This is a genomic window from Sphingomonas astaxanthinifaciens DSM 22298, from assembly GCF_000711715.1.
In the GTDB taxonomy this organism is placed as follows: Bacteria; Pseudomonadota; Alphaproteobacteria; order Sphingomonadales; family Sphingomonadaceae; genus Sphingomicrobium; species Sphingomicrobium astaxanthinifaciens_A.
In genome coordinates this window covers 974,147-986,671 of record NZ_JONN01000001.1, presented here as the reverse complement: position 1 = coordinate 986,671, position 12,525 = coordinate 974,147, and the positions used below count along the sequence as shown (strand labels likewise).

General features: G+C 67.0%; 11 protein-coding genes. 6 read left to right on the top strand and 5 right to left on the bottom strand.

Going from position 1 to position 12,525, the window contains the following annotated elements; translation table 11 throughout:
• Positions 1 to 46 precede the first annotated feature (46 nt).
• Positions 47 to 262: a hypothetical protein gene (locus BS69_RS0104895; RefSeq protein ID WP_029940858.1), complete on the top strand. Its 216-nt coding sequence runs from the start codon at positions 47 to 49 to the stop codon at positions 260 to 262.
• Between the two features lie 55 nt (positions 263 to 317).
• Here BS69_RS0104895 and BS69_RS14470 read toward each other — a convergent pair whose 3' ends face one another.
• Complete coding sequence (locus BS69_RS14470; protein WP_029940857.1) at positions 318 to 908, bottom strand: hypothetical protein; 591 nt, start codon at positions 906 to 908, stop codon at positions 318 to 320.
• Positions 909 to 1,194: 286 nt separating this feature from the next.
• Complete coding sequence (locus BS69_RS13595; RefSeq protein ID WP_051676552.1) at positions 1,195 to 2,055, bottom strand: hypothetical protein; 861 nt, start codon at positions 2,053 to 2,055, stop codon at positions 1,195 to 1,197.
• Between the two features lie 302 nt (positions 2,056 to 2,357).
• Between BS69_RS13595 and BS69_RS13590 the strand changes: the two genes are divergently transcribed.
• Both BS69_RS13590 and BS69_RS0104875 read left to right on the top strand, forming a co-directional pair.
• Positions 2,358 to 2,855 carry a hypothetical protein gene (locus BS69_RS13590; protein WP_051676551.1) on the top strand — a complete coding sequence of 166 codons (498 nt, stop codon included), beginning with the start codon at positions 2,358 to 2,360 and terminating at the stop codon, positions 2,853 to 2,855.
• On the top strand, positions 2,855 to 3,586 hold the full coding sequence (locus BS69_RS0104875; protein WP_051676550.1) for a DUF2726 domain-containing protein: 732 nt from the start codon (positions 2,855 to 2,857) through the stop codon (positions 3,584 to 3,586). The genes BS69_RS13590 and BS69_RS0104875 overlap by 1 nt, the downstream gene beginning before the upstream one ends.
• Before the next feature lie 242 nt (positions 3,587 to 3,828).
• Here BS69_RS0104875 and BS69_RS14695 read toward each other — a convergent pair whose 3' ends face one another.
• Positions 3,829 to 4,152: a JAB domain-containing protein gene (locus BS69_RS14695; protein ID WP_425423533.1), complete on the bottom strand. Its 324-nt coding sequence runs from the start codon at positions 4,150 to 4,152 to the stop codon at positions 3,829 to 3,831.
• A 623-nt stretch (positions 4,153 to 4,775) separates the two neighbouring features.
• Positions 4,776 to 7,784 carry an excinuclease ABC subunit UvrA gene (uvrA, locus tag BS69_RS0104870; protein ID WP_051676549.1) on the bottom strand — a complete coding sequence of 1,003 codons (3,009 nt, stop codon included), beginning with the start codon at positions 7,782 to 7,784 and terminating at the stop codon, positions 4,776 to 4,778.
• Positions 7,785 to 7,978: 194 nt separating this feature from the next.
• Here uvrA and BS69_RS13585 point away from each other — a divergent pair, with 194 nt between their 5' ends.
• The 3 genes from BS69_RS13585 to BS69_RS0104855 all read left to right on the top strand — a co-directional run bounded on the left by BS69_RS13585 (position 7,979) and on the right by BS69_RS0104855 (position 11,722).
• Positions 7,979 to 8,797 (top strand): energy transducer TonB, encoded by an 819-nt coding sequence (locus BS69_RS13585; protein WP_029940852.1) that lies wholly within the window; start codon positions 7,979 to 7,981, stop codon positions 8,795 to 8,797.
• Between the two features lie 158 nt (positions 8,798 to 8,955).
• Positions 8,956 to 11,007 carry a M13 family metallopeptidase gene (locus BS69_RS0104860; protein ID WP_029940851.1) on the top strand — a complete coding sequence of 684 codons (2,052 nt, stop codon included), beginning with the start codon at positions 8,956 to 8,958 and terminating at the stop codon, positions 11,005 to 11,007.
• Positions 11,008 to 11,080: 73 nt separating this feature from the next.
• Complete coding sequence (locus BS69_RS0104855; protein ID WP_156956902.1) at positions 11,081 to 11,722, top strand: hypothetical protein; 642 nt, start codon at positions 11,081 to 11,083, stop codon at positions 11,720 to 11,722.
• Positions 11,723 to 11,731: 9 nt separating this feature from the next.
• Here BS69_RS0104855 and BS69_RS0104850 read toward each other — a convergent pair whose 3' ends face one another.
• The gene (locus tag BS69_RS0104850) at positions 11,732 to 12,523 is read right to left on the bottom strand and encodes an SDR family oxidoreductase (protein WP_029940849.1); all 792 of its coding nucleotides are present in this window, start codon (positions 12,521 to 12,523) and stop codon (positions 11,732 to 11,734) included.
• Positions 12,524 to 12,525 lie beyond the last annotated feature (2 nt).

Below are 12,525 nucleotides of genomic sequence, written 5' to 3'. Positions count from 1 at the left end.
ACGGGTCTGTTCCCGTTTCGTTCTCATAGGCGTAGAAGCGGCGGCCATGTCCGCCAAGCATATCCGCAATACCGGTGACCTGATGCGCTTCCGCGCGAGCATCCGGATCGACTGCCCCCATTGCGCCGCCGCGCGCACCTTGTCGGGGCTGGAGACGGTGACCGCGCTCGGGGTTTGCAGCTTCGAGGAGGCCGAGGCGCGGCTGAAATGCGGGCGCTGCGGCGGCAAGGGGGCAAGGGTGTCGGTGCTTCCACCGGTCTGACATGAGAAAGGGCGCGCGACCCCGCGGCCGCGCGCCCCTCGTCATGGCTCAAGGCCTAGCGGACCCGGTTTAGCTTCAGGCTCGAGATCCGGCCCGAATAGTCGACCGTGCAGTTGAAGCGCAGGTCGGCCTGGGCATAGGCGCGGTTCTGGTTGTAGCCGTAGGCATTGCCATAGGGCGGCTGGCCGTAGCCGTTCATGCCGCTGTCGATCAGGCCGGTGACGCGCAGGCCGCGGTTGCGGCGCTCGACATTGCTGATCGCGGTGACCCGGGCCTGGCCGGCATAGGTCTGCTGGCCGTAACCCTGCTGGCCATAGCGGGGATCATAGCCCTGCTGGCCATAGCGGGGATCATAGCCCTGCTGGGCATAGCGGGAGGGATAGCGGCGCGCGACCTCGGTCTGGGCGGCAGTAGCGCACTGGGCGATCGCCTGCTGGTCGCTGGCGGCATAGTTCCGCCCGCCGAGCAGCTGGCCAATGATCGCGGCGACCGTGCCCTGGTTGGGATTGGCGATCTGGCCCGGATAACCATAGCCCGGCTGGCCCGGATAGGGCTGCGGGGTCGGCTGGGGATAATATTGCGCGGCGGCCGGGCTGGCGACGGCGGTAAGCGCGCCGGCAGCGGCGATGATTGCGAGGGTTCGCATGGGGAGTTCCTTCTTCTCCGACCGGAAGACGCCGGGGGAGTTCGGACCGTCAACGGGCAGGCCCCCGAGGAAGTCGCATGAACTGAAAACAACAAGAATCCAGGGTTTTCGCGCGGGTGGAGGTGAGGGGAAGAAGCGGGATCCCGGCTCGGGGGCCGGGATGACGGAGAAGGGGGAGAAGAGAAGGCGCGAAGAAACGGGGCCCCGGCCTGCGCAGGGAAACGGTCGCGAAGGTCACGAAGGTCACGGGGTCCGCGAGTCGCATCGGCGGCGAAGGTCACGAAGGTCACAGGGTCGCCGAGTCGCGTGGGGCCGTGAGGGGCCATTCGGGGCGGGGCGAGGGGAGGGCCGCAGGCTCGGTCGCGGCGGCGTCGATCGCGCGCTCGCGCTTCCACCGCTCGAGCTCGTCGATCGGCGCATAGTTGAGCGGATCGCGGACCCGCAGCAGGTAGATGCCGAGGCGGTCGTGATGGACGGTGCGCGTGCCGACCAGCTCGCCGCCGTGGAAGACGGGGACCTCGTGCCCGTGGATCGCGCGGTCGAACAAGGTGTCGGCGAGCGTCGCGGTGGTCGAGGCGAGCGCCCGCGCGAAGGCGGCGGCGAAGGCCGGGGCGCGGGGCAGCAGGCGATAGACGGCGCGGCGCGACATACCGGCGGCGCGGGCGGCGGCGACGATGCTGCCCTGCTCCTCGAGCCGCTCGAGGAAGAGGATTCGGCGCGCGGCGGTCCAGCCATCGACGCGGACGTTGGCCGGGACCTCGGCGAGGACGTCGGCATAGTCGCCCTCGTAAAGGTCGACCGTCATGTCGGCGGGGTCGGGGCGGGCGTCCTGCGCGGCGAGGGCGGCCTTCGCCTCCTCGGCGCGGTCGCGCTTGGTGGCGGCGGCGATGTGCGCGGCGAGCGCGGCCTGCCGCTCGGCCGATTCGCGCGCGCGCTGGCGTTCGTTCAGGCGGCGGGCGTGGGCGCGCTCGGCGGCGAGGCGGGCGGGATCGTCGGCGGCGACATGGGGGATCGGCCGGTCGTCCTCGCGCCGCTGGAGCGCGGTGACGTGCCAGCAATCGTCATAGTCGAGCCGGTAGCGGCGACCGTCGGGCCCGAGCGCATAGTCGCCGACCTCGGCGTCGAGCGGAAAGGGTGGGTTCTCCATCGACCAGGGTAGGTCATGCGAAGTCCTACTAGTCAAGCCAAAGGCACCGAGAGCAGCCGCGCCGAAGCGTAGCGAGGCAAGGCTGGTCGAGAGATGCCGAGGGCCGGCCAGCGGGGCGGCGCCAGCCGAGCCCGTCTGACGTCACGGGATTCACTCCCGTGACGGCCTCCTCTTTCCTTCGCGCCTTCGAACGATGCCAATTTTCAAGGCGAAGGCACGAAGAAGACAAGGAAGGCCACGACGAAGGCTTCAAAGTCTTAACTTCGATTGCCTATTCGCGTAGCTTTCCATTGCTCGGTTGATTGGAGGCGATCGTGATCAGCTTGTTCTTGGTGGCCGTGCAGGCCGCGTCCCAACCGGCTCCTCTCGAATTGACTTGCGGTGGCGGCGGATCCGCCAACAAGGCGGTCGTGTATTCCGGCAACAGTTACTCGTCGGGCTCGGGATATGTCGGCGGTACCGGCTTCGGTGGCAGCGGCACGACGACGACGACTGTGACCGTCACGAGGCAGCAAGGCTTCGTGGATCAGGTCGATGTGCGTCTGTTCAATGGCGACGACCGAATCCGGATGCCGCGCACTATGCTGCCGCCGATCCATGGCGGACAGGATGGCTGGTTCAAGCTGAAGAAAGTGCAGGCCGACAGTCGCTATATCCGGGCGACCGTGGCCGTGAATGCCCTCAATAATCCCAAGATGGTCATCGACCGGATGACGGGGACGATTTCCCTCTCGGGCAAGGCGGGCGACTACACCGGCCAGTGCCAAGCTGTCGACGTGAGCGCTGCGCCGAGGTTCTGATGCCGCCCGAGATTCTCGCTCTCATCGACAAGCCTATCTATCTCATCGCGATCCTGTTCGTCGGTGCCTTCGTTGGCATGACGATCGAACAGTTCACGGCCAAGCAGCGCCGCGAGGCGTGGAAGGCGCGCAAGAAGGCGCGGGGCGAGTGGGTCGAGCGGCCGCGCAAGGGCGCGCCGCCGGGCTGGCGCGGCCCATGGCCGGGACCGACCATGCGGGAAGTCAGCGCCGAGGCCGACGCTTTCCTTGCCGGCGGCCGGAGCGGCGTCCCCGATGCGGCGGACCAGTTGCGGACGGTGATGGGCGCGCAGTTCAAGCCCAAGCGGCTGCTCAACAAGGGCGAGGAGAAGGTGCTGGCGGCACTGGAGCCGATCGTCGCGAAGCTCGAGCCCGGCTGGCGGGTTTGGACGCAGGTGAGCCTCGGCGAGGTCCTCGATGCCGACAGCGTGGAGGCGTTCAACACGATCAACGCCAAGCGCGTCGACTTCCTGCTGGTCGACGCCCAGCAGCGCCCGCGCGTGGCGATCGAATATCAGGGGCAGGGCCACCACCAGGGCCCCGCCGCCGCCCGCGACGCCGTCAAGCGCGAAGCGCTGCGGCGGGCGGGGGTTGGCTATGGCGAGGTGTTCGCGGGCGACGGGCCGCAGGAACTGGCACAGGTCGTGGCGCGGGTGATGGCGGGCGCGGGGGTGGAGCGGACGTTCGGGGTGCGCAACGCAGAGCGAAGCTGAGCGGCTGCGCAGCATGCAGTAAACACAAATGAGAGCCAGCGAAGCCAGCTCCTCGACGGAGCGGCATCAGGCTTCTGTTAAAGCGAACGGATCCTGCCCCAAGGCCTTTGGAACATTTCGTCCCCTTCGGACCGTTTGGGTCTTTGACGGCTCCACCTCAATTGATAAGCCGATACCAACCCGAGAGGGTCTTGGGGCCGGGTTGAGTGCTATGTGCCAGGTGCACTCCCCGGTCCCCATCATCAGTGGTCAAGATATCCGCGTTCCCGAAAGCTAAAATGCGTTTTTGGGCCGAATATGATCCGGTCAATGAGTATCAAATCAAAGGGCTCACAGGCTACGAAGAGACGGCCCGTCCAAGCAGTTTCATCTGGAGTTGGGCGAGGTTCTTGAGAGTCAAAATGTTGTGTCAGCATGATTCCTGCAGCTCCAGCGAACAACGCAGATCCAATAATGGTCGCGATGTCCTCGCGGCTTACACAATGGCAGCATTGGTGTTCGATTAAATGGAGCGAAGAGTCCAAGAAGGTGACTTGAACAGTCCCAATTTCACCGCCTGGAATCACTGGTTCGCATAGAGAGCGAAATGCGGTGATGCCGACCAAGGTCGGTCGGAACTCAAGCGATTTAAGGAGCAACGGCCAAATCCTGCATGACCAAAAGGTCCGCGATTCGGCGTTCACACGATAGACCGTTAAAGAGAACAGAACAAGATTGTATTTAAGTGATATTGAACGGGAAAGGAACAGAAGCCAAACAGGTATCGAACGCCGAGGGGGACGGGCTTTGCTTCGACCTAGGTAGGCGCGGTTCCGAAGAGGCTTAGGACCGCGTCGGCTCTCCGCGCGCTCGGTTGCTCGATTGCTGATCGCGAACCCGGACCTCACCCCCTCGGCGCTCAGAGCTTAGGTCTAACGCTAACCTATTGGCCACCCAGCAAGTGAATTTGCACTAATCGGAGACGATTCATCGCTTGAAGCTGACGGCGCGACCGCGACGTTCAATACGGGATCGAGGCTCGACGTAGCCGGGGCGGCATCGATTGCCGAAGACGTTGCCGAACTATCTTGAGTTGGCGCAGCTGCGCCGGGATCAGAACTAGGCTTTTTCATCTGCAATCATAGGACAGAAAATTCCCCACATTGCAAGGCAATATAACCTAATCGGTTCATGAGATGATTGGGCCAGTTCACTCCACCCCCTCAACCACCTTCTTCCGCCGTCCGCGCTTGGGGGCGGGTGCTTCGACGGCGCTCAGCACGAACGAGTCCGGGGAAGCGCGCTCCAACAGCGGCTTCAGATAGTGGCCGGTGAATGAGCGGGGCTCCTGGACCACCTGCTCGGGCGTTCCCGCCGCGACGATCTCGCCGCCCTTGACGCCGCCTTCGGGGCCGAGGTCGATGATCCAGTCGGCGGTCTTGATGACGTCGAGGTTGTGCTCGATCACGACCACGGTGTTGCCCTGCTCGACCAGCGCGTGGAGGACTTCGAGGAGCTTGCGGACGTCCTCGAAGTGCAAGCCCGTGGTGGGCTCGTCGAGGATGTAGAGGGTGCTGCCGGTGGCGCGGCGGCTGAGCTCCTTGGCGAGCTTCACGCGCTGGGCCTCGCCGCCCGAGAGCGTGGTCGCCTGCTGGCCGACCTTGATGTAGCCGAGGCCGACCTCGGCCAGCATCGCCATCTTGTCGCGGATGCCGGGGACGGCCTTGAAGAACTCGACCGCGTCCTCGACCGTCATGTCGAGCACGTCGGCGATGCTCTTGCCCTTGAACTTCACCTCGAGCGTCTCGCGGTTGTAGCGGGCGCCGTGGCAGACGTCGCAGGTGACGTAGACGTCGGGGAGGAAGTGCATCTCGATCTTGAGGACGCCGTCGCCCTGGCAGGCCTCGCAGCGGCCGCCCTTGACGTTGAAGGAGAAGCGGCCGGGCTTGTAGCCGCGGGCCTGGCTCTCGGGGAGGCCGGCGAACCAGTCGCGGATCTGGGTGAAGGCGCCGGTGTAGGTGGCCGGGTTGCTGCGCGGGGTGCGGCCGATCGGCGACTGGTCGATGTCGATGACCTTGTCGAGCTGCTCCAGCCCGGTGACCTTGTCGTGCTTGCCGGCGAGGATGCGGGCGCCGTTCAGGGTCCGCGCGGCGGCGGCGTAGAGGGTGTCGATGGTGAAGCTCGACTTGCCCGAGCCCGAGACGCCGGTGATGCAGGTGAAGGTGCCGAGCGGCACGCTGGCGGTGACGCCGCGAAGATTGTTCTCGCGCGCATTGTGGACGGTGAGCTTCTTGCCATTGCCCTTGCGGCGCCTGGCCGGGAGCGGAATGGCGCGGCGGCCCGAGAGATAGTCGGCGGTGAGGCTGCCGTCCTGCTCGAGCAGGCCGGACAGCTCGCCCGAATAGAGCACTTCGCCGCCGTGGAGGCCGGCGCCCGGGCCCATGTCGATGACATGGTCGGCGGCGCGGATCGCATCCTCGTCATGCTCGACCACGAGGACGGTGTTGCCGAGGGACTTCAGCCGCTGGAGGGTCTCGAGGAGGCGGTCATTGTCCTTCTGGTGGAGGCCGATCGAGGGCTCGTCGAGGACGTAGAGGACGCCGCTGAGGCCGCTGCCGATCTGCGACGCGAGGCGGATGCGCTGGCTCTCGCCGCCCGAGAGGGTGCCGCTGGTGCGGTCGAGGTGGAGATAGTCGAGGCCGACATTGTGGAGGAAGCCGAGGCGCTCGTTGATCTCCTTGAGGATGGCGCGGGCGATCTCCTGGTGCTGGGGGGTGAGCTTGGGCTCGAGCGCGCCGAACCAGGCGTAAGCGTCGGCGACGCTGCGGCGGACGGCGATGGAGATGTCCTCGCCGGCGATCTTGACCGCCAGCGCCTCGGGCTTGAGGCGGGCGCCGTGGCAGGTCTCGCACGGATGCGCGGCCTGGTAGCGCGACAGCTCTTCCTTCATCCACGCGCTCTCGGTCTGGGCGAGGCGGCGGTTCAAATTGCCGATGACGCCCTCGAACGCCTTCTTCACCTCGTAGCTCTTCTTGCCGTCGACGAAGCGGAGGACGACCGGGCGGCCGCCGGTGCCGTGAAGGATGGCGTGCTGGTGCTCGGGGTCGAGGTCCTTCCACGGGGTCGAGAGATCGAAGCCGTAGTGGCGGGCAAGGCTGGCCAGCACCTGCATGTAATAAGGCGAGGGCGGATTGCTCTTGGCCCAGGGAACGACCGCGCCCTTGGCGAGCGACAAGTCGTGGTTGGGAACGACGAGGTCCTCGTCGAACTCCTGCCGCTCGCCGAGGCCGTCGCAGGCCGGGCAGGCGCCCTGCGGCGCGTTGAAGGAGAAGAGGCGCGGCTCGATCTCGGCGATGGTGAAGCCCGAGACGGGGCAGGCGAACTTCTCGGAGAAGGTGATGCGGCCGACCGGCGCGTGGGTGGCGAGGACGTTGCGTTCGGCTGCCTTTTCGAGCGCCTCGGCCACCCCGGTCCGCTCGGTCCCGGCAGGGTCGGCGGGCGGGTCGGCGGGGTCGAGATAGGCGAGGCCGTCGGCGAGCTTCAGCGCGGTTTCGAAGCTGTCGGCGAGGCGGGTCTGGAGCCCGTCGCGCACGACGATGCGGTCGACCACCACCTCGATGTCATGCTTGTACTTCTTGTCGAGGGCGGGGGCCTCGTCGATCTCGTAGAAGGTGCCGTCGATGCGGACGCGGGTGAAGCCCGCCTTCTGCCACTCGGCCATTTCCTTGCGATACTCGCCCTTGCGGCCGCGGACGACGGGAGCGAGGAGATAGTGGCGCGAGCCTTCGGGCAGGGTCATCACGCGGTCGACCATCTGGCTGACCTGCTGCGCCTGGATCGGCTCGCCGGTGGCGGGGGAATAGGGAATGCCGACCCGCGCCCAGAGGAGGCGCATATAGTCGTAGATCTCGGTCACCGTGGCGACGGTCGAGCGCGGGTTGCGGCTGGTGGTCTTCTGCTCGATCGAGATGGCGGGCGAGAGGCCGTCGATATGCTCGACATCGGGCTTCTGCATCATCTCGAGGAATTGGCGGGCATAGGCCGAGAGCGACTCGACGTAGCGGCGCTGGCCCTCGGCATAGATGGTGTCGAAGGCGAGGCTCGACTTGCCCGAGCCCGAGAGGCCGGTGATCACCGTCAGGCTGTCGCGCGGTATCGACACGTCCACGCCCTTGAGATTGTGTTCGCGCGCGCCCTTGACGGTGATGTGAGTCAGCATGGGGAAGGAATGTTCCGTTTTCGTTCTGGAGGCAATCCCCCTCCCGCAATGACGGAAACCGGGACGGCATGAAGGGGCGAGATGGGTAGCAACGCACGAGAAGGCAAGGTGGCTGGACGCCTGTGACAGGGCATCCGGGCCCTTGCGGCCGCGAGGAAGCGAAGGCAGGTTGGCCAGGTCGAGGGGAGTATCGAATGATGTTGCGTTTCATGGGGATGGCGGCGGCACTGGTGATGGCATCGCAAGCGGCCGCGGCGCCGGTCCCACCGACGCCTTCCGGGCCCTGGCAGGTCGAGTTTGCCGATCAGCGCTGCGTCGCCTCGCGGCCCTACACGACCGCGAGCGGGCCGATGGTGCTGGGGGTCGAGCCGAGCCCCGACGGGGAGGGCGTACGTTTCCTTGTCCGGGTCGAGGCAGCGGCCAAGGAAAGCCTCGGCTTCGCGCCCGGCAAGCTGGTGGTGAACGGGCGGCAGGTCGCCGACCGGGTCCTGTTCTGGCGCGGCGGCAACAATGGCCTCATCGCCTTCGCCGAGGGCGACAAGGACGCCGACCCGCAGAATCTGGTGCGGCTGCGCGAGGTCCGGACGGTGGCGCTGCAGACCAAGCGGCTGTCGGCCGACCTTGCCCTTACCGGGACCGAGAAGCTGGCCGGCGTGCTGGCGACCTGCAATCGCGGCCTGCTCGAAAGCTGGGGCTTTGCCGCGGCCGAACAGGACCGGCTGGCCAGCTGGCCGAAGATGGAGGGCCGGCTTCCCATCACCTTCAACGATTATCCGGCGAGCGCGATCAAGAACGGGGAGAGCGGCGAGGTCCGGACCCGGCTGACGGTGGGCGCGGACGGCCGAGTGACGCAATGCGCGCTCCGCTCGGGAAGCGGCTTTGCGGTGCTCGACAATGCCACCTGCGCCTTGCTGCAGCGGCGTGCCCGGTTCACGCCGGCGCGCGACAAGGAAGGCAAGCCGATGGCCGCGCCCGCCTTCCAGACCGTGATCTGGATGGTGCCCGGCAATTGAGTCCGCGGGCCTAGCGGGCTCGCTGGAACGAAAATGCCCCGCCGGCCCGGCCTCAGGTCGACGCCAGACCCCCGTTCGTCGATGGGGCTTGGTAGTATGCGCAGGCTGAAGCAGCATGAACGCTGGATAAACGAGTCGTTTTTCTGAGGGGATCGTCCATGCGCCTTGCCACCACCCGTGCCCTGCTGCTGCTTGCGGGGAGCGCGCTTGCCGCCTTGCCCGCCGCTTCCATTGCCCAGCAGACCCCGGCGGTGTCGGTGCCCGCCCCGGTCGCGCCGACGACGGTTCGCTTCGGGACCTGGGGGGTCGACACGAGCGCGCGCGACCTCAAGGTCCGGCCCGGCGACGATTTCGAGCGCTATGCCTCGGGCGCGTGGCTCGACGCCAACGAGATCCCGGCCGATAAGCCCGGTAACGGCGTCGGGACCGAGCTCAACGATCGCAACCAGGAGCAGCTGCGCGCGATCGTGATGAACGCGCCCGCCGACAGCCAGCTCGGCGCCATGTACCGCAGCTACATGGACGAGGCGCGGCTCGAGCAGCTCGACGCCGCGCCGCTGATGGCCGACCTCGCCCGGGTCGACGCGATCAGCACCCGCGCCGAATTCGAGAAATCGATGGCCGAGAGCGCCTGGGACATGGGCGGGACGCTGTTCGGCTTCCAGGTCATTCCCGACCTTGCAAATCCGACCATCAACAGCCTGGCGGTCGGCAGCGGCGGCATGGGCCTGCCCGACCGCGACTATTATCTCGACGCCAAGTACAAGCCGCAGCTGGCGGCCTACCGCGCCTATGTGGAGCGCTCGCTGGCGCTGGTCGGAACCGCGGACGCGGCCGCCAAGGCCGACCAGATCCTCGCCTTCGAGACCGAGATCGCCAAGCGCAGCTGGACCAAGGCCGACCAGCGCGACATCGACAAGCTCAACAATCCGATGACCCCGGCGCAGTTCGCGGCTTATGCCCCCGGGCTCGACTGGAATGCCTTCATGACCACGCTCGGCGTCGCCGCGAGCCCGAAGGTGCTGGTCAGCGACAATACGGCGATCAAGGCGATCGCCGAGCTTTATGCCAACACGCCGCTCGAGACCTTGAAGACGTGGCAGCGGTTCAAGGTCACCGACCAGGCCTCGCCCTATCTGTCCAAGCGGTTTGTCGACAGCCAGTTCCAGTTCGTCAGTGCGTTGACCGGCGCCAAGGCCCAGCGGCCGCGCTGGCGGCGGGGGATCGGGCAGGTCGACGCGCGGCTCGGCGAACTCGTCGGCAAGACCTATGTCGAGCGCTACTTCCCGGCCGAATCCAAGACCAAGATGGAGGCTTTGGTCGCCAACTTGAAGGCGGCCGCCGCCGACCGCATCCGCGGCAACAGCTGGATGGAGCAGCCGACCAAGGACGCGGCGCTGCGCAAGCTCGCCAAGATGGACGTGATGGTCGGCTATCCCGACAAGTTCCGCGACTATTCGGCGCTGAGCCTCAAGGCCGACGACCTTTACGGCAACGTCAAGCGTTCGAGCCGCTTCGACTATGAGTATCAGCTGGCCGACCTCGGCAAGCCGGTCGACCGCAAGAAGTGGGGGATGAGCCCGGCGACGGTGAACGCCTATAATGGCGGGCTCGAGAACAAGATCGTCTTCCCGGCCGGGATCCTCCAGCCGCCCTTCTTCGATCCCAAGGCCGACGCCGCGGTCAATTACGGCGCTGCGGGCGCGATCATCGGCCATGAGATCATGCACGGCTTCGACGACCAGGGCCGCAAGATCGACGAGAATGGCGCGGTCCGCGACTGGTGGACGCCGAGGGACGCTGAGCGCTTCAAGGCGCTGACCGCGGCGCTCGGCAAGCAATATTCGAGCTACGAGGCGGCGCCGGGGGTGTTCATCAACGGCGACCTGACGATGGGCGAGAATATCGGCGACATGAGCGGGCTCGAGGTCGCCTATCTGGCCTATCAGAAGAGCCTCGGCGGCAGGAAGGCGCCGGTGATCGACGGGCTGACCGGGGACCAGCGCTTCTTCCTGAGCTTTGCCCAGGCGTGGCGGGGCAAGTCGCGCGACGAGGCGATCAAGACGCAGGTCGCGAGCGATCCGCACAGCCCGCGGCGCTATCGCGTGATCGGGCCGCTTCGGAACCTCGACGCCTGGTATGCGGCGTTCAAGGTCACCCCCGACAGCAAGTTCTACATCGCGCCCAAGGACCGCGTGCGGATCTGGTAGCGCGCCTTCGGCCTTAACCGGCTGGTGAAAAATGTCCCCCTAGTGTCCCGCCGGACTCTGGGGGGATTTTCGTATGCGTATGCGGGGGATGATGCTGATCGCGGCGGCGGCGGGGCTGTCGCTGGCGGGCTGCGGGTCGAAGGTGGTGCAGCGCTATGACGCGAGCCCGAGCGCAACCTATGCGGCGTTCGAACAGGCCTGGGGGCGGCCGGTCAAGACCATCCAGGAGATCGACGGCCAGTCGGTCCCGGTGGTGTTCGACATCGAGAAGCGGGAAGGCAGGAGCCTCAAGGCGACGATCAGCGTCGACGGCAAGGAAGCGGCGATGCTCGGGGTCGAAATGGCCGCGGCCGAGGGCGGCAAGCAGACCGATGTATCTGGCAAAGTCAGGGTCGACGGGCCCTTGTTCTGGAAGGCGGTGGGCGAGAAGGACGGACCCGAGATCAGCGCCTTGCGGGCGAACCTGGCGCTCCAGGCGATGCTCCGCGACGGAGCCAAGGCGATGAAGGAGACGGGCTCGCTCGGCTATGGCGGGCCGTTCGCGTCGCTGGGCTCGGAGGCGCGCGCGAACAGCACCGATCCGCACGAGCGCGAGGCCGAGGTGCGGCGCGACACGGCTGCCGCGACCCGGCCGATGGTCAGCACCGAAGGCGCCGATGTGTCGGGGACCGAGGTCAGGCCGATGACCGATACCCGCCCGGGCTCGACCAACTAGGGGCGGAGCTCAGTCCTCGGGCGGCGAGCCGGGGGAGGCGGCCGAACCCGCCAGCAGCCCGCCGTCGAGGGTGAGCTCGGCCCCGGTCATGTAGGTCGCCTCGTCCGAGGCCAGCAGGACGGCGAGCGCGGCCACCTCCGAGGGGAGGCCGAAGCGCTTCAAGGGCGTGTCGGCGACCATCGCGGCCATGCGCGCGTCGCGGTCGGGGCCGTCGCCGATCAGCGCTTCCCACATGTCGGTGAGGATCGCGGCAGGGTGGATCGAGTTGCAGCGGATCTGCCACCCCTTCGCCGCGCAATAGAGTGCGACCGACTTGCTGTGGTTGCGGATCGCCGCCTTGGACGAGGCATAGGCCGCGGCGAAGGGGATGCCGACGAGGCCCGAGCGCGACGAGATGTTGATGATCGAGCCGGTCCCGCGCGGCCCCATTGCTGCAAGCGCGTAGCGGCAGCCGAGGAAGGTGCCGTCGAGATTGACGCGGTGAACGCGGTGCCATTCCTCGAGGCTGGCATGCTCGGGATCGTGGGAAGCCGGGCCGTCCTCGAAGCCGGTGATGCCGGCATTGTTGACCAGGACATCGAGCGCGGGAACCCGCGCCGCGAAGGCGGTCCAGTCGGCCTCCTCGCCGACGTCGAGGCGGTGAAATTCGCAGCCGAGCGCGGCGGCGGTCGCGCGGCCAATTTCCTCGTCGATGTCGGTGAGGACGACGCGCGCGCCCTCGGCGACGAAGGCCTCGGCGATGGCGCGGCCGATACCCCGCGCGGCGCCGGTGACGACGCAGGTCTTTGCCCTGAGGCGCATGG

Coding starts and splice junctions, on each gene's coding strand:
- BS69_RS13585 (WP_029940852.1), top strand. CDS start 7,979: ATGATGTTGCGTTTCATGGGGATGGCGGCGGCACTGGTGATGGCATCG.
- BS69_RS0104855 (WP_156956902.1), top strand. CDS start 11,081: ATGCGTATGCGGGGGATGATGCTGATCGCGGCGGCGGCGGGGCTGTCG.
- BS69_RS0104875 (WP_051676550.1), top strand. CDS start 2,855: ATGCCGCCCGAGATTCTCGCTCTCATCGACAAGCCTATCTATCTCATC.
- BS69_RS0104850 (WP_029940849.1), bottom strand. CDS start 12,523: ATGCGCCTCAGGGCAAAGACCTGCGTCGTCACCGGCGCCGCGCGGGGT.
- BS69_RS14470 (WP_029940857.1), bottom strand. CDS start 908: ATGCGAACCCTCGCAATCATCGCCGCTGCCGGCGCGCTTACCGCCGTC.
- BS69_RS13595 (WP_051676552.1), bottom strand. CDS start 2,055: ATGGAGAACCCACCCTTTCCGCTCGACGCCGAGGTCGGCGACTATGCG.
- BS69_RS0104860 (WP_029940851.1), top strand. CDS start 8,956: ATGCGCCTTGCCACCACCCGTGCCCTGCTGCTGCTTGCGGGGAGCGCG.
- uvrA (WP_051676549.1), bottom strand. CDS start 7,784: ATGCTGACTCACATCACCGTCAAGGGCGCGCGCGAACACAATCTCAAG.
- BS69_RS0104895 (WP_029940858.1), top strand. CDS start 47: ATGTCCGCCAAGCATATCCGCAATACCGGTGACCTGATGCGCTTCCGC.